The 18,884-nt window shown below is 62.1% G+C and carries 19 protein-coding genes; 12 read left to right on the plus strand and 7 right to left on the minus strand.

Annotated elements, in window-relative coordinates; translation table 11 throughout:
• Positions 1-63: 63 nt before the first annotated feature.
• The 3 genes from ACU680_RS21215 to ACU680_RS21225 all read left to right on the plus strand — a co-directional run bounded on the left by ACU680_RS21215 (position 64) and on the right by ACU680_RS21225 (position 2,150).
• Entirely contained in the window at positions 64-819 is a 756-nt protein-coding gene (locus tag ACU680_RS21215) for a DUF2076 domain-containing protein (protein WP_448180434.1), read from the plus strand.
• A 221-nt stretch (positions 820-1,040) separates the two neighbouring features.
• On the plus strand, positions 1,041-1,520 hold the full coding sequence (locus ACU680_RS21220; protein ID WP_007963710.1) for a LabA-like NYN domain-containing protein: 480 nt from the start codon (positions 1,041-1,043) through the stop codon (positions 1,518-1,520).
• Positions 1,521-1,544: 24 nt separating this feature from the next.
• Positions 1,545-2,150 (plus strand): 3'-5' exonuclease, encoded by a 606-nt coding sequence (locus ACU680_RS21225; RefSeq protein ID WP_448180435.1) that lies wholly within the window; start codon positions 1,545-1,547, stop codon positions 2,148-2,150.
• A 128-nt stretch (positions 2,151-2,278) separates the two neighbouring features.
• Here the strand turns inward: ACU680_RS21225 and ACU680_RS21230 are convergent, their stop codons facing one another.
• Positions 2,279-2,731, minus strand: coding sequence for an Lrp/AsnC family transcriptional regulator (locus tag ACU680_RS21230; RefSeq protein ID WP_095139246.1), 453 nt, complete (start codon positions 2,729-2,731; stop codon positions 2,279-2,281).
• Between the two features lie 163 nt (positions 2,732-2,894).
• Here ACU680_RS21230 and yedA point away from each other — a divergent pair, with 163 nt between their 5' ends.
• Positions 2,895-3,836 (plus strand): drug/metabolite exporter YedA, encoded by a 942-nt coding sequence (gene yedA / locus ACU680_RS21235; RefSeq protein WP_367085815.1) that lies wholly within the window; start codon positions 2,895-2,897, stop codon positions 3,834-3,836.
• Between the two features lie 65 nt (positions 3,837-3,901).
• A complete protein-coding gene (gene rhlE1, locus ACU680_RS21240; RefSeq protein ID WP_448180436.1) occupies positions 3,902-5,242 on the plus strand; it encodes an RNA helicase RhlE1 in 1,341 nt (446 codons plus the stop codon).
• Positions 5,243-5,429: 187 nt separating this feature from the next.
• On the opposite strand, the gene ACU680_RS21245 is transcribed toward rhlE1, so the two are convergent.
• Both ACU680_RS21245 and ACU680_RS21250 read right to left on the minus strand, forming a co-directional pair.
• Positions 5,430-6,677, minus strand: coding sequence for a TIGR03862 family flavoprotein (locus ACU680_RS21245; RefSeq protein WP_448180437.1), 1,248 nt, complete (start codon positions 6,675-6,677; stop codon positions 5,430-5,432).
• Positions 6,678-6,957: 280 nt separating this feature from the next.
• Positions 6,958-7,878: a histone deacetylase family protein gene (locus tag ACU680_RS21250; RefSeq protein WP_329695815.1), complete on the minus strand. Its 921-nt coding sequence runs from the start codon at positions 7,876-7,878 to the stop codon at positions 6,958-6,960.
• Positions 7,879-7,960: 82 nt separating this feature from the next.
• On the opposite strand from ACU680_RS21250, the gene ACU680_RS21255 reads away from it, so the two are divergent.
• The 3 genes from ACU680_RS21255 to ACU680_RS21265 all read left to right on the plus strand — a co-directional run bounded on the left by ACU680_RS21255 (position 7,961) and on the right by ACU680_RS21265 (position 10,095).
• The gene (locus ACU680_RS21255; RefSeq protein ID WP_448180508.1) at positions 7,961-8,530 is read left to right on the plus strand and encodes a GNAT family N-acetyltransferase; all 570 of its coding nucleotides are present in this window, start codon (positions 7,961-7,963) and stop codon (positions 8,528-8,530) included.
• A gap of 105 nt (positions 8,531-8,635) precedes the next feature.
• A complete protein-coding gene (gene tesB, locus ACU680_RS21260; RefSeq protein WP_003228466.1) occupies positions 8,636-9,505 on the plus strand; it encodes an acyl-CoA thioesterase II in 870 nt (289 codons plus the stop codon).
• The gene (locus ACU680_RS21265) at positions 9,502-10,095 is read left to right on the plus strand and encodes an HAD family hydrolase (RefSeq protein WP_448180438.1); all 594 of its coding nucleotides are present in this window, start codon (positions 9,502-9,504) and stop codon (positions 10,093-10,095) included. Before tesB ends, ACU680_RS21265 begins: the two co-directional genes overlap by 4 nt.
• A 115-nt stretch (positions 10,096-10,210) precedes the next feature.
• Here ACU680_RS21265 and ACU680_RS21270 read toward each other — a convergent pair whose 3' ends face one another.
• The 4 genes from ACU680_RS21270 to ACU680_RS21285 form a co-directional block, all read right to left on the minus strand.
• Positions 10,211-11,164: an alpha/beta fold hydrolase gene (locus ACU680_RS21270; protein ID WP_448180439.1), complete on the minus strand. Its 954-nt coding sequence runs from the start codon at positions 11,162-11,164 to the stop codon at positions 10,211-10,213.
• Entirely contained in the window at positions 11,165-12,055 is an 891-nt protein-coding gene (gene ypfJ / locus ACU680_RS21275) for a KPN_02809 family neutral zinc metallopeptidase (protein ID WP_448180440.1), read from the minus strand. It lies immediately after the preceding gene.
• A gap of 189 nt (positions 12,056-12,244) precedes the next feature.
• On the minus strand, positions 12,245-13,078 hold the full coding sequence (locus tag ACU680_RS21280) for an aldo/keto reductase (RefSeq protein ID WP_448180441.1): 834 nt from the start codon (positions 13,076-13,078) through the stop codon (positions 12,245-12,247).
• Entirely contained in the window at positions 13,062-14,801 is a 1,740-nt protein-coding gene (locus tag ACU680_RS21285) for an FAD-dependent oxidoreductase (protein ID WP_448180442.1), read from the minus strand. Before ACU680_RS21285 ends, ACU680_RS21280 begins: the two co-directional genes overlap by 17 nt.
• Before the next feature lie 175 nt (positions 14,802-14,976).
• Here ACU680_RS21285 and ACU680_RS21290 point away from each other — a divergent pair, with 175 nt between their 5' ends.
• The 4 genes from ACU680_RS21290 to ACU680_RS21305 all read left to right on the plus strand — a co-directional run bounded on the left by ACU680_RS21290 (position 14,977) and on the right by ACU680_RS21305 (position 18,795).
• Positions 14,977-15,753 carry an IclR family transcriptional regulator gene (locus tag ACU680_RS21290; RefSeq protein ID WP_115988842.1) on the plus strand — a complete coding sequence of 259 codons (777 nt, stop codon included), beginning with the start codon at positions 14,977-14,979 and terminating at the stop codon, positions 15,751-15,753.
• A gap of 219 nt (positions 15,754-15,972) precedes the next feature.
• Positions 15,973-17,034 (plus strand): Gfo/Idh/MocA family protein, encoded by a 1,062-nt coding sequence (locus ACU680_RS21295; RefSeq protein WP_448180443.1) that lies wholly within the window; start codon positions 15,973-15,975, stop codon positions 17,032-17,034.
• Between the two features lie 2 nt (positions 17,035-17,036).
• Positions 17,037-17,852, plus strand: a complete 816-nt coding sequence (locus ACU680_RS21300) for a sugar phosphate isomerase/epimerase family protein (RefSeq protein WP_448180444.1) — start codon at positions 17,037-17,039, stop codon at positions 17,850-17,852.
• Positions 17,853-17,916: 64 nt separating this feature from the next.
• Positions 17,917-18,795, plus strand: a complete 879-nt coding sequence (locus ACU680_RS21305; protein WP_007963736.1) for a DMT family transporter — start codon at positions 17,917-17,919, stop codon at positions 18,793-18,795.
• Positions 18,796-18,884: the final 89 nt, after the last annotated feature.

Consider the following 18,884-nt stretch of genomic DNA (forward strand, 5'->3'; position numbering starts at 1 on the left):
AGAGGTGCGCCATGTCCACCGTGGACACGGGCAACGTTATCCCCGGCAATCTACGAGGTCGCCATGAACAGCGAAGAGCAAACCCTGATCGATGGACTGTTTTCCCGGCTGCAACAGGCCGAAACGGAGGCAGCCCCGCGCGACGCCCAGGCCGAGGCGCGGATCAAGGAACACCTGACCCGCCAGCCGGCGGCAGGTTATTTCATGACCCAGGCGATTCTGGTGCAAGAGGCGGCCATCAAGAGCCTCGACGAACAGAACAAGCAACTGACCCAACAAGTCCAGCAATTGCAGGCTGAACTGCAAGCGGCCAAGTCCCAGAGCGCGGCCCCGGCGCCAAGCGGCGGCGGTGGTTTCCTGTCGAGCATCTTCGGCGGCAGTTCGCGCCCGGCGCCGACCCAGAGCGCTCCGGCGTCCACCGGTGGCTGGCGTGAACCCGCACCGCAGCAGAACTTCGGTGCGCCAGCGCCACAACAGAACTATGCCGCGCCACCGCCCAACTATGCGCAGCAAGCAGCCCCGGCCGCGGGCAGCAGCTTCCTCGGCGGCGCCCTGAAAACCGCGGCTGGCGTGGCCGGTGGCGTAATGCTGGCGCAGGGCATCAGCAGCCTGTTCCATCACAACCAGCAGCCTGAAGAAATCGTTGAAGTGATCAAGGAAGAGCCGGCGCAAGTGGCTGACCAGAGCGGCAACGACTGGGGCAATGACCAGCGTGTGGCCGATAACGGTTTCTCTGGCAATGATCAAGGCGGATTCACCGACACTGACTACAGCGATGACAATTCGTCGTTCTTCGATGACGATGATTCGTTCGTCTGACTAACGGTCAGGCATCGAACCTTGTGGCGAGGGAGCTTGCTCCCGCTGGACTGCGCAGCAGGCCCTTCTTTTAAAAGACAGGGTCGCTGCGCAACCCAGCGGGACGGTGCGACGATTCGACAAGCTCCCTCGCCACACTGCTTTTTACTGGCATACTGAGCGCCTTTTTCGGGCCCGGCGCCTGATCCCGCTTCGTGCGCTATGCGCTCACAGGAATCCCGGTGAAAAAAATCGCAGTGTTCGCCGATGTGCAGAACCTCTACTACACCGTGCGTCAGGCCTATGGTTGCCATTTCAACTACGCCGCGCTGTGGGCTGACATCAGCAAGCAGGGGCAGATCGTCGAGGCCTATGCCTACGCCATTGATCGCGGCGACAGCAAACAGCAGCAGTTCCAGCAGATCCTGCGCAACCTCGGTTTCACCGTGAAACTCAAACCCTACATCCAGCGCAGCGATGGCTCGGCCAAGGGCGACTGGGACGTGGGCATCACCCTCGACATCATGGACGCCGCCGACCACGTCGACGAAATCGTCCTGGCCTCCGGTGACGGCGACTTCGACATGCTGCTCGAACGCATCATCAGCAAGCACGGCGTGCAGGCAGTGGCCTATGGCGTGCCCGGCCTGACCGCCAACTCGCTGATCCGCGCCGCCAGCCGTTACGTACCGATCGAAGGCGCACTGTTGCTCAAAAATTGATTTTTGTACGGAGTTGAACCCGGTTTGGAACGCATTGCAGTCATCGACTTTGAAACCACCGGCCTGTCGCCGAACAGCAGCTGCCGCGCCACGGAAATTGCCGTGGTCATGCTGGAAAACGGCCGTATCGTCGAGCGTTACCAGAGCCTGATGAACGCCGGCGTGCGCGTTCCCGCGTTCATCGAACAACTGACCGGCATCAGCAACGCCATGCTGCGCACCGCACCCTCGGCGGAAAAGGTCATGGAAGAGGTCAACGAGTTCGTCGGCTGCACGCCGCTGGTCGCGCACAACGCCTCGTTCGACCAGAAGTTCTGGGACTTCGAACTGGGGCGAATCAAACGCACCCGATTGCAGAACTTCGCCTGTTCGCTGCTGCTGGCCCGCCGCCTGATGCCAGCGGCGCCGAATCACAAGCTCGGCACCCTCACCACGTTCGCCCGCCTGCCGCACACTGGCCAGGCGCACAGGGCGATGGCGGATGCGGAGATGGCGGCGAATTTGCTGGCGCATCTGGCGGATGAGTTGCGGCAGAAGCATGGGGTGCGGGAGCTGAATCACGACCTGCTGTGCAAACTGCAGAAAGTCCCGGCGGCCAAAGTCAGCGAGCACCTGCAGCGCTACCGCTGATCCCGAAAACGCTAAAAATCACTGTAGGAGCTGCCGAAGGCTGCGATCTTTTGACTTTGATTTTTAGAAGCAAGATCAAAAGATCGCAGCCTTCGGCAGCTCCTACAGGGGCGTTTCGGTGGGGCTGATTATTTGCCGTTGCCTTCGATGTGGCTCAACGGCACACGCTTCTCGATCGCGCTCGACAACACAATCGACGTCTTGCTGAAGCCAAACTTCGCCACCCGATTGATCAACTCTTCCAGCTCCGTCATCGACCCCACCGCACCCTTCATCATCACGCACGGATCGCCGGTCACTCGAAAGCACTCGGTGAGTTGCGGGATTTTTACCAGTTCGTCGTAGACCTTCTGGCTGCCGTTCTGGTGCAGGCGCAATTCGATCATGCACTGGATCGGCAAGCCGATTTTCGACAGGTCGATGTTCGCCTGATACCCGGTGATCACCCCGGCCGCTTCAAGCTTGGCCACGCGCTCGGCCACGGCGGGGGCGGACAGGTTCACTTTGCGCGCCAGGTCGGCGTAGGACGCGCGACCGTTTTCCAACAGGGCGCTGAGCAGCATGCGGTCGTATTTGTCCAAGGCCGGACTCCTGAAATTGCCAGACTTTCGAAATCACGGTTTAGCCCGTCGATCTCCGTTGTTTCAAAAGTGTACCGGCGTGATAAACAGGTTTTGTAGCTTATTTTTGCTCGCGGGCCTTTCTAGAATAATTCACACCCTGCCTCTGACTGTCGAGCTGCCCATGCCTGCCTTGCGCCGTTTTTCCTTGCCGTTGATCGCCGCGTTTTTCGCGCTGTATGTGATTTGGGGATCGACTTATCTGGTGATCCGCCTCGGCGTCGAATACTGGCCGCCGCTGATGCTCGGCGGAGTGCGCTTCGTGATTGCCGGCAGCCTGATGTACGCCTTCCTGCGCTGGCGCGGGGCGCCGGCGCCGACCTGGGCACAGTGGAAAGCGGCGGGGATCATCGGGATTCTACTGCTCAGTTTCGGTAACGGCGCGGTCAGTGTCGCCGAGCACACCGGCGTGGCGTCCGGCGTGGCGGCACTGGCGGTGGCGACAGTGCCGTTGTTCACGTTGCTCTTCGGGTATTTCTGGGGCGCGCGCAATACGCGCCTCGAATGGGCCGGGGTGGCGTTGGGAATTGTCGGCATCGCCATGCTCAACATGGGTTCCAATCTGCAATCGAGCCCGCTGGGTGCGGCGCTGCTGATTTTTGCGGCGGCGACCTGGGCGTTCGGTTCGGTGTGGAGCAAACATCTGCCCTTGCCGCAGGGAGCGATGGCCAGTGCCGTGGAGATGCTGGTGGGCGGCGTGGTGCTGCTGATCGGTAGCGCGGTCAGCGGCGAACACCTGCAAGCATTGCCGCCGGTGGAAGGCTGGCTGGCCCTGGGCTACCTGATCTTCTTCGGTTCGATCATTGCCTTCAATTCCTACATGTACCTGCTCAAGCACGTGCGTCCGGCGGCGGCCACCAGTTATGCCTACGTCAACCCGGCGGTGGCGGTGTTGCTGGGGATCGTGTTTGTCGGCGAGACCATTGGCATGGAAGAAGCGCTGGCGATGCTGGTGATCATCAGCGCCGTGGTGCTGATCGGTCTACCGCAATGGCGGCGGCCGGCGCAGCCGCTCGTCGTGGAGCCGGCGAACACCGCCGTCGGAGCAGAACAGCGTGTGAATTAGGGTAAACTGCGCGCCATTGCACCCTTGTTTTGCGCAACCGCGCTGATTTTTCCTACGGTACTCCCATGACTTTCGCCACCCTTGGCCTGATCGAACCCTTGCTGCGCTCCCTTGAGACGCTCGGCTACCAGACTCCAACGCCGGTCCAGGCGCAAGCCATTCCGGCCGTGCTGGCCGGTCGCGACCTGATGGCTGCGGCCCAGACCGGCACCGGCAAGACCGCCGGTTTCGCCTTGCCGCTGCTGCAACTGCTGGCGATGGAAGGGCCGAAAGTCACCGCCAACTCGGTGCGTGCGCTGATTCTGGTGCCGACCCGCGAGCTGGCGGAGCAGGTTCATGAGTCGGTGCGCCAATACGCTGAAAACCTGCCATTACGCACGTATGCGGTGTACGGCGGCGTCAGCATCAACCCGCAGATGATGAAGCTGCGCGGCGGCGTTGATGTGCTGGTCGCCACGCCGGGTCGCCTGATCGACCTGTTCCGCCAGAACGCGTTGAAACTCGATCAGTTACAAACTCTGGTGCTCGACGAAGCCGACCGCATGCTCGACCTGGGCTTCTCCGAAGAACTGGCGAACATTTACCGCATGCTGCCGAAGAAGCGTCAGACGCTGCTGTTCTCCGCGACTTTCTCCGATGACATCCGCCTGCTGGCCGGGCAGATGCTCAACGATCCGCTGAGCGTCGAAGTCAGCCCGCGCAACGTCGCAGCCAACACCGTCAAACAGTGGGTGGTGACGGTGGACAAGAAGCGCAAGCCGGAACTGTTCGTGCACCTGATGCGCAAGAACAAGTGGAAGCAGGTGCTGGTGTTCGCCAAGACCCGCAACGGCGTGGATGCGCTGGTGGAAAAACTCCAGGGCCTCGGTGTAAATGCCGACGGCATCCACGGCGACAAGCCGCAGGCCACCCGTCAGCGTGCACTGGATCGTTTCAAACTCAGCGAAGTGCAGATTCTGGTGGCGACCGACGTCGCGGCTCGGGGGCTGGACATCGAAGACCTGCCGCTGGTGGTCAACTTCGACCTGCCGATCGTCGCCGAGGATTACATTCACCGCATTGGTCGTACCGGCCGTGCCGGTGCGACCGGCGAGGCGATTTCGCTGGTGTGTGCCGATGAAGTGAATCTGCTGTCGGCGATCGAGATGCTCACGCGTCAGACCTTGAAGCGCCACAACGAACCGGACTTCGAACCCGAGCACCGCGTGCCGGATACCGACGCCAGTGGTCAGGTGATCAAGAAGCCGAAGAAACCTAAAAAGCCGAAGACGTCCGGCGGCGGTGGCGGCAAGCGCAATCTGGGCAAGTGGGTCGACAGCGGTGAGACTCAGGCGCCGGAGCCTTCGATCAAGCCTGTGCGTAAAGTGCCGGCGTTCAATACCGGGCCGCGTAAGCGCAAGCCTTAAAGCCAAAAGCCCCTCACCCTAACCCTCTCCCGGAGGGAGAGGGGACTGATTGGGGGATGCTTGAATTCTACGCCGACCTGATTCTGCTGCTGTGAATCCACAATCGACTCGGTCTTTCAGGTCGATGTGTTACGCCAGACACCTCGGTCGGCTCCCTCTCCCTCGGGGAGAGGGTTGGGGTGAGGGTTCAGGCAGGCACCTCGGACTTGAGCCACTGCAACATTCCAATCCCCGCCGCCCGCCCGCTGGCAAAACACCCGGTCAGCAGATAGCCACCGGTCGGCGCTTCCCAATCGAGCATTTCCCCCGCACAGAACACTCCCGGCGACGCCTTGAGCATCAAGCGCTCATCCAGCGCTTCAAATGTCACGCCACCGGCACTGCTGATGGCTTCGTCCAGCGGCCGCGCTTTCACCAACTTCAGCGGTAACGCCTTGATCGCCCGCGCCAGCAACGCCGGATCGGCGAAGGTTGCCGCGTCAGTCAATTCACGCAACAACGCCGCTTTCACCCCATCAATCCCGACCTGACTGTGCAGATGCTTGGCCATCGAACGCGAACCGCGCGGTTTGCTCAACGCTGCCTGCAATTTATCCACAGGTCGGCCGGGCAACAGATCGATGTGCACCGTGGCTGAACCCTGCGTATTGATCGCCTCGCGAATCGGTGCCGACAGCGCATAGATCAGGCTGCCTTCGGCCCCGGTTGCGGTAATCACGCATTCGCCCAAGCGCGGGATATCGTCGTTCAAACCGATGGCGACATTTTTCAGCGGTGAGCCGGCGAATTTGCTGACAAGGAACTCGCTCCAGGCCTGCACTTCGAAGCCACAATTGCTCGGCTGCAACGGCGCCAGTCCTACGCCTTTTTGTTCCAGGGGCAGCATCCACGCGCCATCCGAACCCAGTCGCGACCAACTGCCGCCACCGAGGGCGAGCAGGGTGGCGTCGGGTCTGACGGTGATTTCGCCGTCGGGGCTGGTGATACGCAGTGCGCCGTGTGCATCCCAACCGAGCCAGCGATGGCGGGTGTGGATAACCACGCCGCTGTCGCGCAGGCGTTTGAGCCAGGCGCGCAACAGCGGGGCGGCTTTCATGTCGGTGGGGAACACCCGGCCGGAGCTGCCGATGAAGGTCTCGATGCCCAGCTCATGAATCCAGCGGCACAACGCGTCGGCGTCGAAGCCGCGCAGCAAGGGCGCGATCTGTGGTGCGCGTTCGGCGTAGCGCGCGAGGAACGCCGGGTAAGGCTCGGAATGGGTGATGTTCATGCCGCCGACCCCGGCCAGCAGGAACTTGCGCCCCACCGATGGCATGCCGTCGTACAGATCGACGCGCACGCCGGCCTGGCTCAGCACTTCGGCGGCCATCAGGCCGGCGGGGCCACCGCCGATGATGGCGACGTGAGCGGGGAGGGGGGCGGAGGTCTGGGTCATGGCGTGCGCTGCGGTATGGCGGGATGAGGCGCGCATTCTAACAGCCGGGATCCGTGTAGGAGCTGCCGCAGGCTGCGATCTTTTGATCTTGGCCTTGAGAAAACAAAGATCAAAAGATCGCAGCCTGCGGCAGCTCCTACAAGGTGATCGAAGGTGAATTCCAGAATCTGGTTGAAAATTGATCAGTGCATTGGACGTCATAGCCGGTGTGGGCTGTAGTGCCTTTCGCTCAGGTTATCCACAGGCCGTTCCACAGCCATTGTGGGTAACGCAGCACAGCTTAGTGACAACCGTGTGACGTCCAGACCCGTTGCGCGCTGTGATGCAGGATGCCGTGGCGGCGGGCGAGGGCGTGGCGATCCTTGCTGTAGCCGCCGCCGATCACGCCGACCACCGGGATGTCGCGGCCCAGACAATGGCGCATCACGCTTTCATCGCGGGCGGCGACGCCTTCGTCGGTCAGTTGCAGATAACCGAGGGCGTCGTCCTTGTGCACATCGACCCCGGCGTCGTACAGCACCAGGTCCGGTTGATACAGCGGCAGCAGATAGTTGAGCGTGTCATCCACCACCTTCAGGTAATCGGCATCACCCATGCCGTTGGGCAGCGGAATGTCCCAGTCGCTTTCGGCCTTGCGTGCAGGAAAATTCTTCTCGCAGTGCAGGGAAACGGTAATGGCCTCCGGCGTGTCGTGGAGGATTCGCGCGGTGCCGTCGCCCTGATGCACGTCGCAATCGAAGATCAGCACACGGTTCACCCGACCGCTTTGCAGCAGGTAATGGCTGATGATCGCCAGGTCGTTGAAGATGCAGAACCCGGCGGGGTAGTCGTAGTGGGCGTGATGGGTGCCGCCGGCGAGGTGACAGGCCAGACCATGCTCAAGGGCTTTTTCCGCCGCCAGAATCGAGCCGCCGACCGCCCGCACCGTGCGCCGCGCCAAGGCTTCGTTCCACGGCAGGCCGAGGCGCCGCTGGTCTTCGCGGGACAACTCGCCGCTCATGTAACGTTCGATATAGCGACGGTCATGCGCCAGGGCGAGGATGTCGTTGGGGCAGATTTCGGGACGCAGCAGGTCGGCGTCGCGGGTCAGGCCACTGTCGATCAGGTGGTCGCGCAGCAAACGGAACTTGTCCATCGGAAAGCGGTGATCCGCCGGAAACTCGGGGCTGTAGTCTTCGTGGTAGATCAGCGGCAGGGGCATGGCAACTTCATTCAGGAACGATGGAAAGAGTGAACGATCCTACCAGCGATGTAGACTTGCGGCATGGAAACGGAGGGGCATGATGGAGCCGATACTGCAACTGGAAAGTGCGCGATTACTGATGCGCCAATGGCAGGACGAGGATTTGCCGGCATTTGCGGCGATGTGTGCCGATCCGCAGGTCATGCGTTACTTTCCACAGCCCCTGAGCCGTCTGGAAAGTGCCTCGATGATCGGCCGGGTGCGCGGGCATTTCGCCGAGCACGGTTACGGCCTGTGGGCGCTGGAGCGCAAGGACAGTCGCGAGTTCATCGGTTTTACCGGTCTCGGCGTGGTCGGCTTCGATGCGCCGTTCACCCCGGCGGTGGAAATCGGCTGGCGTCTCGCCAAGGAGCACTGGGGCCTGGGCTATGCCAGTGAAGCGGCGTGGACCGCTCTGCGTTGCGGCTTTGACCGATTGTCGCTGAAGGAAATCGTGTCCTTCACCGCGCAGAGCAATCTGCCGTCGGAGAAAGTCATGCAGGCGATTGGCATGCAGCACGATCCGGCCGATGATTTCGATCACCCCAAACTTGCCGTCGATCACCCGTTGCGTCGGCATCTGTTGTACCGAATTACCAGGGAGCAATGGCTGCAGACCTTGCATGGCTAAGCCGACACGGACGTTTACAATGGCGCGACAATGGCTCGCGCCAGAACCTGAATGGGCCGCCGCAGCCAAGACTGCGCGGCATAGCGTTGTGTGAGGAGAGTCTGAATGAGCCAAGTGTTGGAAGATCTGGTCGACCTGCTGACCCTGGAGCCGATCGAGGAAAACCTGTTCCGTGGCCGCAGCCAGGATTTGGGTTTCCGTCAGTTGTTCGGTGGTCAGGTACTCGGTCAGTCGCTGTCGGCGGCCAGTCAGACGGTTGAAGAGGCGCGCCACGTGCATTCGATGCACGGTTATTTCCTGCGTCCGGGCGACGCCAAGTTGCCAGTGGTGTATTCGGTGGATCGCGTGCGCGATGGCGGCAGTTTCAGTACTCGCCGGGTCACGGCCATCCAGAAGGGCCATCCGATCTTCACCTGCAGCGCTTCGTTTCAATATGACGAGGCAGGCTTCGAGCACCAGAGCCAGATGCCGGTGGTGGTCGGCCCGGAAAACCTGCCGTCGGAACTGGAACTGACCCAGCAGCGCGCGCACCTGATCCCCGAGCACATGCGCGAAAAACTGCTGTGCCCGAAACCGATCGAAGTGCGCCCGGTCACCGAAAAAGATCCGTACAACCCGCAACCGGCCGATCCGGTGAAGTACGTGTGGTTCCGCGCCGACGGTGCGCTGGCCGACATTCCGGCGCTGCACAAATACCTGCTGGCCTACGCTTCGGACTTCGGTTTGCTGACCACGTCGATGCTGCCGCACGGCAAGTCGGTCTGGCAGAAGGACATGCAGGTCGCCAGCCTCGATCACGCGTTGTGGTTCCACAACGATCTGCGCGCCGATGACTGGCTGCTCTATGCGATGGACAGCCCGTGGGCCGGCAATTCCCGGGGTTTCTCCCGTGGCAGCGTGTATAACCGCGCCGGGCAACTGGTGGCGTCGGTGACCCAGGAAGGCCTGATTCGGCACCGCAAGGATTGGGCATGAGCCTGAGCGATGTGAAGCACTGGGTGTTCGACATGGACGGCACCCTGACCGTCGCCGTGCATGATTTTGCGGCGATCCGTGTGGCGTTGGCGATTCCGCCCGAGGACGACATTCTTACGCACCTCGCGGCACTTCCCGCCGAGGAAGCCGCGGCGAAACATGCCTGGCTGCTGGAGCATGAGCGCGATCTGGCGCTGGGTTCAAAACCGGCGACGGGTGCAGTGGAGCTGGTGCGTGATCTGCACGGGCGTGGCTATCGCCTGGGCATCCTGACGCGCAACGCACGGGAGCTGGCGCATGTGACACTTGAAGCCATTGGCTTGGCCGACTGCTTCGCCGTGGACGATGTGTTGGGCCGCGATGAAGCACCGCCGAAGCCGCATCCCGGCGGGTTGCTGAAACTGGCGGAGGCGTGGAACGTGCCGGCAAGTGAGATGGTGATGGTCGGGGATTACCGCTTTGACCTGGATTGCGGGCGAGCGGCCGGGGCGCGGACGGTGCTGGTGAATCTGCCGGACAATCCGTGGCCGGAGCTGACGGATTGGCATGCGCAGGATTGTGTCGAGTTGCGGCGGATGCTTTCGGTCTGAGATCTTCGGTGCCTGTCAGATTGCCTTCGCGAGCAAGCTCGCTCCCACAGGGGAATGCATTCCAACTGTGGGAGCGAGCTTGCTCGCGAAGAGGCCAGAACGGCCACCGCACAACTTACTGCTCAAAAAGAGCTTTCTGCCCCTCCGGCGACGTCAACATCCCATCGCCGTTATGCCCGACCCCGGGCACTTCAACCAGCCGCTGATTGACCCCTTCCGGATGCCGGCGCAGCAGGTAGCCGAAAAACAGCTTGCCGCGCTCCAGCCGATACGCGCCCTGGGCCTCGGCGGCGCAACTCTTGTCCAGCGCCGGATGTTGCGGGTCTATATCCTGCTGCCCCAGCAGATAAATCACTTCGCGTTTGATGTAGCTGCTCTCAAGCTGCAATGGCGTTTGCCCACCGGCGTACACCGGCATGTCTGCCAGACCGTACTTCCAGCGATTGAAACCCGGGCACTGTGCGTGATCGAACGCCACCGGCCGCTGTTCATTGAAATAAGCGTACGACGAGGGATTGGCCACCACATAGCGCAGGCGAATGCCGTTGGCCTTCAGCGCCGGTTGTTCCTTGGCCAGCAGGGCATAGCGCTGCACCACCTGGCCGCCACCGGAATGGCCGAAAATCACGATCTGCTGCACGTCCGGAAACTGCTTGCGATCGCTGACCCGGGCAACGATAGCGTCGAGTGCGGCGTAGGAACTCAGCGGCTTCGGCCCTGTGGATAACCCGCCGCCCATCCACTCGTTACCTTTCCAGCGCAGCAATGTGTTGGGCAGGGAGTACAAAGCGACATCGCTTTCGTTGAGAAACTGTGGCGCGATCACCAGCGTGTGCGCGGTTTGCCCGGCCAGTTCGGTGGCGCGCTCGGCACTCTTGCGATACGTCTCTGCGTTGCGCAGACGACCATGAATGACGATCAGCACCCGTTCGATTTTCTCCGGTGCCGGGCTGATGCCGACGGCCATTTCGCCGGCCTCGAATTGCAGGCGCCCCGGGCTGATCGCATCGACGCCCGCCGCGTGCGCGCTGCCGCCGATGATCAGTAAAGCCAGAAGCCATTTGCGCATTTACAAATTTTTCGCCGCGAAGGTATCGCACTGGCCGACCTGGCCCTGGGCGAAACCGGTTTTGAACCAGCGCACCCTTTGCGCCGACGTGCCATGGGTAAACGAGTCCGGCACCACACGGCCCTGACCCTGTTGTTGCAGGCGATCATCACCGATGGCGTTGGCCGCGTTCAAGGCTTCTTCAATATCGCCCGGCTCCAGCCAGTTCAAACGCTTCTGCGCGTTGTAGGCCCAGACCCCGGCCAGGCAGTCAGCCTGCAGTTCCTGACGCACCAGCAAACCGCCGTCGCCTTCCATCTGCCTGCCCTGCTGACGGGCGGCCTGAATTTTCGCCGAGACGCCGAGCAGCGTCTGCACGTGGTGGCCGACTTCGTGCGCGATCACGTAGGCCTGGGCGAAGTCGCCGGCAGCCTTGAAGCGCTGGGCCATTTCCTGGAAGAAGGCCATGTCCAGATAGACTTTCTGATCCGCCGGGCAGTAGAACGGGCCGGTCGCCGACGTCGCCAGACCGCAGGCGGAATTCACCCGGTTGCTGAACAGCACCAGGGTCGGGTCCTTATATTGGCGGCCAGCCTGTTGGAAAATTGCGCCCCAGGTGTCCTCGGTATCGCCGAGGATCGAACGCACGAATTCGGCCTGCTGGTCGTTGGCCGGAGGCGCCTGCCGGGTTTGCGTCGAGGCAGGTGCCGATTGCTCGGTCATTTGCCCGGTGAGCTGGCCGAGGATCTGCAACGGATCCTGGCCGGTGATCCAGCCGATGCCGACGATCAGCAGGATCGCCCCCAGGCTCAGGCCTTTGCCGCCACCGAACCGCATGCCACCGCCGCCGCCGCTATCATCGCCACGGGCATCGACGACGTTGTCACTGCGTCGGCCTTTTTTCCATAGCATGTGGGAATCCTCTTTCTGTACGTGGTGATGAGTGTTGCCGGTGTGTGAGTGTGGCGCCAGTCCGGTCGTCCGTCTATTGGCGTGCACGCAAACAGGCCCGGCCTCGGGTGACGAGGGCGGGCCTGTTATTGACGAGCGCGTGCGCGACTAATTCAATCCGTTGACGGATTTCTCTCGGCGCGCTGTGCCTTAGCGATCGAAGGCATCCCACACCGGGGCGAAATCCGGGCTGACCTGACGCTGATTCTTCGGCAGGGCGGCGATCAGTGCGCGGTCTTCAGCGTCCAGTTCAACCTGCAGCGAAGCCAGGTTCGCCAGTTGATTGGTGCGGCTGCTGGCCTTGGGAATCGCCGCGACGTTGGGCTGATCCAGCAGCCATTTCAATGCCACCTGAGTCGGCAGCACGCCGTGTTTTTTCGCGATCTGCTGAATCTGCGCAATGTCCGAGACCTTGTTGCGCGCCAGCGGTGTGTAGGCGGTCAGCGCCAGGTCGTGTTGGCGCGCATAGTCGAGCAGGGCGTTCTGGCCGAGCAGGGCGTGGTACTCGACCTGGATCGCTGACAGAGGGATGCCGTATTCCTCGACGACTGTGCGCAGCAGCGGCAGCGGAAAGTTCGCCACGCCGATGTTGCGAGCCAGACCTTGCTCCTTGAAGGAGGCCAACGTGTCGAGGGTGCGCGGCAGGTCCCAGTCAGTGCTCGGCCAATGGATCATGAACAGGTCGACGTACTCGCTGCGCAAAGCCTTGAGGCTTCGTTCCAGCGAGTGACGCATGGCGTCGGGTTGCAACTGGTCCCACCAGACCTTGGTGGTGACATGAATCTGCTCGCGGGGTGTCGGTGTGTTCGCCAATGCTTGTCCGACCGCGTCTTCGTTGTTGTAGGCCGCTGCCGTGTCGATGTGCCGGTAGCCGAGTTCCAGCGCCTGCTCGACGGCACGGGTGCATTCGTCGCCGAGCATCGGCCAGGTGCCGAGGCCCAGTTTCGGCATGTTCAAACCCTGGGCGTTAACGATGTGCTGCATGGTCGATCTCCTGTTCGAAAGCAGTAATGCCGGCGATATGCCGGGCGGCGATGTAGCCGAAAGTCAGCGCCGGGCCGAGGTTGATCCCTCCCGCCGGATAGTGCCCGCCCATGATGCTGGCCATGTCGCCACCAGCCGCGTAGAGCCCGGCGATGGGCTGGGCATGGGCGTCGAGCACTTGCGCCTGCGGGTTGACCTTGAGCCCGGCGAAGGTGCCGAAGCAGCCCGGTTGCACTTTCACGGCATAAAAAGGGCCGGCCTCTATTGGGGCAACGCAAGGGTTGGGAAGGTTCGCCGGATCGCCCTGCTTGCGGTTGTAGGGCGTGGAACCGCGACCGAACAACGGGTCTTCGCCAAGGCCAGCCTGCAGGTTGTAGTGATCCACCGTGTGACGTAATCCAACGGGATCGATGCCGCAGGCGCTGGCCAATTCTTCAAGGGTGTTGCCGGTTTTCAGATAGCCGCTGCGGATAAACCCTGACACCTGAACGGGAAATGGCCGCGACATGCCCAGACCATATCGCCGTTGAAAGGCGCGGCTGCAGATCAGCCATGAGGCGACTTCCTCGCCTTCAGGGGCGGCGGCAACCATGGCGCTGACGTAGTCGTAGTAACCGTTGGCTTCGTTGACGAAGCGCTGGCCGTTGCGCAGTACGCCGATGATCCCCGGTTTGCCGCGTTCGATGATGTGCGGGAAATGGCCGATGCTGCCGTCGGCATGCGGCACTTGCGAGACCGGCGCCCAGGCCACGGGCGACGCCAGGTCGGTGTTGACCGTGGCGCCGACGCTTTCGCCCAGACGCAGGCCGTCGCCGTTCACCGCCAGCGGTGGCAGTGCCCAGTGTTCATGACCCGTGGGCGTGCGCGGAAACAAGGCCTTGCGCCGCTCGATGTCGTTGGCAAAACCGCCGGCGGCGAGCACCACGGCTTTGCGTGCCTGAATACGGATCGGGCCTTTGGCGCTGCTGACCACTGCACCGCAAACCCCTGCTTCATCGCGCAGTAGTTCGGTCACGGGTGCCGACTCCCATAACAAAACGCCAAGGTCCTCGGCGGACTTCGCCAGCCTTGCAACCAGCGCCACACCGTTGACCAATTGCATGGCCCTGCCGTGTACCGCCAGATCGAGCAAGTGTCGGGTAAAACGCCGGGTTACATGCCACGCGGCTTTCAGCGATCGGCTGAGATTGAGGAACGCCGCAAGGTCGGCGCCGGCCATGATTGGCATGCCCATGAAGGACGTTTCGCGCATGGTTGTACGCAGGCGCTTGAGCAGGCGTCCGACTTGTCGTCCGTCGTAAGGCGCCGCGATCACCGAGCGACCGCCCGTGCCGGCGCCGGGTGTATCGCCATGAATGTCGGCAATGGCGTTGCCATCGGCGAATTGCAGGGCGGTGTGCTGTTCGAAGAACGCCACCATGTGTGGCGCGGCAGTGAGGAAAGCGTCGACCATTGCCGGGTCGTAATGCTCGCCAAGTTCATGGCGCAGGTACGTGCGCGGTTGCTCGACGTCTTCGACGATGCCGGCGCGCCGGGCCAGCGGATTGCACGGCACCCATGCCCAGCCCCCGGACCACGCAGTGGCACCACCAAACACCGGGTCTTTCTCGACGACGATGATTTTCAGACCGTGCCAAGCGGCAGTGACCGCTGTGGATAAACCGGCGGCACCGGAGCCGACGACCAGAACGTCGCAGTCGATTTCGGGAAGTTCGGCAGGCATCAGGCAAAGCTCCGGATCTGGTTTTATTGGAATTTGATTCCAGAAATTAACCAATGAGGTGCGAATGCAACAAGGTGTGTTTCAGTAAAGTGGGCGGTTATCGCACGGCCAGTTCCGGATTTCGCTTTGTCTCGGATGTCTTCTAGAATCGGCAAAATTTCACTTGGACCTTCCCATGGCCGGCAGTCAGATCGAACGGGTTTTCAGCGTGCTGGAAAGCCTCACCAGTGAGCCGCGCGGGCTGCCGATGCAGACCCTGGCCGAGCAACTGGATATCCCGAAAAGTGCCACTCATCGCATGCTTGCGGAGCTGATCCGGCTGGGCTACGTGCGGCAGAATGCCGACACTTTGCGCTATCACCTGTCGACCAAACTGGTGGCGATGGGGTTTCAGTACCTGTCGAGCAGCGGTGCCGACATCGTGCAACCGGTGCTGGATCGACTGGCTCAGGAAACCGGCGAGCTGGTGCGTCTGGGGGTGATCGATGGCGAGCGCCAGACCTGGATCGCCAAGGCGCAGGGCGCACGGACAGGCCTGCGTTATGACCCGGACATGGGCCGCGACGCGCCGTTGTTCTACACCGCTTCCGGGCACGCGTGGCTGGCCTGCATGAGCGACGCCGAAGCCTTGTCGCTGGTCGAGCGCCAGGGCGCGGAAGTACCGGTGGGCGTCGGGCCGAATGCGCCGCGCTCCAATATCGAACTGCTGGAGCGTCTGCGTCTGGCGCGGGAGCAGGGTTATGCCTGTGTCGAGGAAAGTTCGGCGGTGGGCACCTCGGCGATTGCCGCGGTGGTCAAGCATCCGGTAGACGGGCGGGTGATCGGTGTACTGAGCATTGCCGGGCCAAGCGCACGGATGCCCGGCGCGCGGCTGCATGAATTGGCGCCGCTGCTGATGAAGTTTACCGAGGAGTTGTCGGCGGCGAGTCTGGCGTCTGAGTTGTTCATCTGACCGATCCCCTGTAGGAGCTGCCGCAGGCTGCGATCTTTTGATCTTGAAAATCAAAGTCAAAAGATCGCAGCCTGCGGCAGCTCCTACAGGTTGAGCGTCAAGTACAAAGTTGTGCGGTGTTCGCACGGTTTTCCCATCACTGGGTGTTTGATTGTGGAACGCGGTTCTAAATTGTTGCTGGAGTGACATTTCCAACAACAATCACAAAAGGATCGCGCCTTGACTCCGCCCCTTCGTATCGCCCTGATCGGCGCTGGCAACATGGGCCAGCAGCATTACCAGCACCTGCAAACCCTCGAAGAAGCCCGGTTGTGCGCAGTGGCCGATCCCGGCCCGCAGGCTCCCGCGCTGGCGGCGCAGTGGGGCGTGGCGTATTTCGCTGATCATCGACAGATGCTGGAGCAGGTACGGCCAGACGCGGTGATCGTGGCCAATCCGAATAGTCAGCACGTCAGCACCGCCCTGGATTGCCTCGCCGCCGGAGTTGCGGTGCTGCTGGAGAAACCGGTGGGCGTGCATCTGGACGAGGCGCGCGAACTGGTGGCGGCCGTCAAACACAGTGGCGTGCCGGTGTTGGTCGGCCATCATCGGCGGCACAATCCGTTGATCGTGCGCGCCCACCAATTGCTGCGCAGCGGCGCGCTCGGGCGCCTGACCACGGTTACCGCGCTGTTCCAGTTACGCAAACCCGACCGTTATTTCGAGGTCCCGTGGCGCCGTGAGCCGGGGGCGGGCCTGTTGCTGACCAATCTGATTCACGACCTTGATCTGCTGCGCCACCTGTGCGGTGAAGTGCAGGCGGTGCAGGCCGTCACCGACAACGCAGTGCGTGGTTTTGCCAACGAAGACAGCGTGGCGCTGTTGCTGCAATTTGCCGACGGTGCACTCGGTACGCTGAGCGGTTCCGATGCAGTCGCCGCGCCGTGGAGCTGGGAGCTGAATTCCGGAGAGAACCCGGTCTATCCGCGTCAGGTCGATCAGCCGTGTTATCTGCTGGCGGGTACCGCCGGGGCGCTGAGCCTTCCGCAACTCAAGCGCTGGCATTACCCTGCCGATCAAGTCGATGCCGGTTGGCACGAACCGTTGATTGCGGTGCAAGAACATTGCGCGACCGGGGATGCTTTGCGGTTGCAGCTGGAGCATTTTGTGCAGGTCGCGCGGCGTGAAGTCGAACCCTTGGTCAGTGCCGCCGATGCCGCGCGAACATTGGCGCTGGTCGAGGCGATTCGCGAGGCGGCGGCCAGCGGTCGTGCCTGTTCCCCGGCAGCGGTCGAGGCGTGAGCATGAACGAACGAATTCTGTCCCTGGCCAGTCTCACCGTACTCGAGTTGTCGCCACCGCAAATGGTCGAGGTGGCGGCGCGTGCCGGTTACAGCCATGTCGGCCTGCGGCTGGAGCCGGCGACGCCGGAGGAATATCACTTTCCATTGGTGGCCGATCGCGGTTTACGGCGTCAGACGCTGGCGCGTTTGCGCGACACTGGCATTGCCGTGCTCGATGTGGAAATCCTGCGTCTGAAACCGCAAACCGTGGTCGCCGATTTCGACAAGCTGCTGGCCGTCGGCGCGGAGTTCGGCGCCAGTGAATTACTGGTCGCCGGCAATGATCCTGACGAGCAACGGCTCACCGACAACTTTGCCGCGCTGTGTGATCTGGCGGCGCCTTACGGTTTGCATCCGCATCTGGAGTTTATGCCCTGGACCGATGCGCGCAATCTCGAGCAGGCGTTGCGCATCGTTGCCAGTGCTGACCGGGAAAATGCCGCGGTGCTGGTCGATGCCTTTCATTTCGATCGCTCCGGTTCACGGCTGGAGGACCTGGCCAGCGTTGCGCCCGCGCGCCTGCGTTATGCGCAATTGTGCGATGTGGCGGGACCGCGACCGGCGGACATGGCCGAGATCTTGCGTCAGGCGCGCAATGAGCGGCGGTTTCCCGGCGAGGGCGATTATGACCTGCACGGTTTGTTGCGCAGTCTGCCAGCTAATATTCCACTGAGCCTGGAGATCCCCACGGTAAAACTGCTGGAGCAGGGCGTAAGCGGATTGCAACGAGCGCAGATGGCGCTCGACAGGACGCGGGAATTGTTGGCGCAGTTGTAAGTCAGTTTTTGTGGCGGGGCGCCAGCGTCCCCGTCACTGTTTATTTTTCCTTCAGAGATATCCAATGACCGTCAGCACCCCGCTCTCCGGTGTCAACCAACCCTTCAAGGGGATCTTGCTGATTGTCGTGGCGACTTTCCTGTTCTCCAGCCATGATGCGCTGTCGAAATACCTCTCGGGTTTCTACCCGATCGTCATGGTGGTGTGGGCGCGGTATCTGGTGCACACCTTGCTGATGGCGGGGATTTTCCTGCCGCAGTCCGGGCTGCGCGTGCTGCGCACCAAACGGCCGTTATGGCAGTTGGCGCGGGCGCTGTGTCTGCTCGGTACCAGTCTGTTTTTCACCACGGCGCTGCTGTACATCCCGCTGGCCGAGGCCACGGCGGTCAACTTTCTTGCGCCGGTGCTGGTGACGGCGTTGTCGGTGCCGTTGCTCAAGGAACGAGTGACGCGCGGGCAGTGGATCGCGGTGATCTGCGGATTCATCGGCGTGCTGATCATCGTCCATCCGGGAGGCGAGTTGTTCACTCCGGCGGTGCTGCTGCCGTTCTGCTCGGCGCTGTTTTTCTGCTTCTATCAACTGCTGACGCGCAAGCTGAGTGAGGTCGACAGTCCGACCACCAGCAACTTCTTCGCCGGTCTGTGCAACACGCTGGTGATGAGTGCGCTGGTGCCGTTCTTCTGGCAAGTGCCGACCTTGTCGCACGCCGTGTTGATGCTGGCGCTGGGCAGCTGCGGGATGACTGCGCATCTTTTTCTGACCCAGGCGTTTCGCCACGCGGCACCGGCCCTGCTGGCGCCGTTCGGTTATTGCCAGATCGTGTTCGCGGGGCTGCTGGGGTGGGTGGTGTTCAACCACACGCCGAGTCTGCTGACGGTGATCGGGATTGCGGTGATCTGCTGCAGCGGCCTGGCGGCGGCTTGGCAACAAAGCCGTCGCTGAAGGATCCACAAATTCCTGTGTAGGAGCTGCGGCACGCTGCGATCTTTTGATCTTCAAAATCAAGATCAAAGGATCGCAGCGTGCCGCAG

The sequence above is a fragment of the Pseudomonas sp. LF020 genome (genome assembly GCF_053456425.1).

Coding starts and splice junctions, on each gene's coding strand:
- ACU680_RS21215 (WP_448180434.1), top strand. CDS start 64: ATGAACAGCGAAGAGCAAACCCTGATCGATGGACTGTTTTCCCGGCTG.
- yedA (WP_367085815.1), top strand. CDS start 2,895: ATGCCTGCCTTGCGCCGTTTTTCCTTGCCGTTGATCGCCGCGTTTTTC.
- rhlE1 (WP_448180436.1), top strand. CDS start 3,902: ATGACTTTCGCCACCCTTGGCCTGATCGAACCCTTGCTGCGCTCCCTT.
- ACU680_RS21245 (WP_448180437.1), bottom strand. CDS start 6,677: ATGACCCAGACCTCCGCCCCCCTCCCCGCTCACGTCGCCATCATCGGC.
- ACU680_RS21250 (WP_329695815.1), bottom strand. CDS start 7,878: ATGCCCCTGCCGCTGATCTACCACGAAGACTACAGCCCCGAGTTTCCG.
- ACU680_RS21255 (WP_448180508.1), top strand. CDS start 7,961: ATGGAGCCGATACTGCAACTGGAAAGTGCGCGATTACTGATGCGCCAA.
- tesB (WP_003228466.1), top strand. CDS start 8,636: ATGAGCCAAGTGTTGGAAGATCTGGTCGACCTGCTGACCCTGGAGCCG.
- ACU680_RS21265 (WP_448180438.1), top strand. CDS start 9,502: ATGAGCCTGAGCGATGTGAAGCACTGGGTGTTCGACATGGACGGCACC.
- ACU680_RS21270 (WP_448180439.1), bottom strand. CDS start 11,164: ATGCGCAAATGGCTTCTGGCTTTACTGATCATCGGCGGCAGCGCGCAC.
- ypfJ (WP_448180440.1), bottom strand. CDS start 12,055: ATGCTATGGAAAAAAGGCCGACGCAGTGACAACGTCGTCGATGCCCGT.
- ACU680_RS21280 (WP_448180441.1), bottom strand. CDS start 13,078: ATGCAGCACATCGTTAACGCCCAGGGTTTGAACATGCCGAAACTGGGC.
- ACU680_RS21285 (WP_448180442.1), bottom strand. CDS start 14,801: ATGCCTGCCGAACTTCCCGAAATCGACTGCGACGTTCTGGTCGTCGGC.
- ACU680_RS21290 (WP_115988842.1), top strand. CDS start 14,977: ATGGCCGGCAGTCAGATCGAACGGGTTTTCAGCGTGCTGGAAAGCCTC.
- ACU680_RS21300 (WP_448180444.1), top strand. CDS start 17,037: ATGAACGAACGAATTCTGTCCCTGGCCAGTCTCACCGTACTCGAGTTG.
- ACU680_RS21305 (WP_007963736.1), top strand. CDS start 17,917: ATGACCGTCAGCACCCCGCTCTCCGGTGTCAACCAACCCTTCAAGGGG.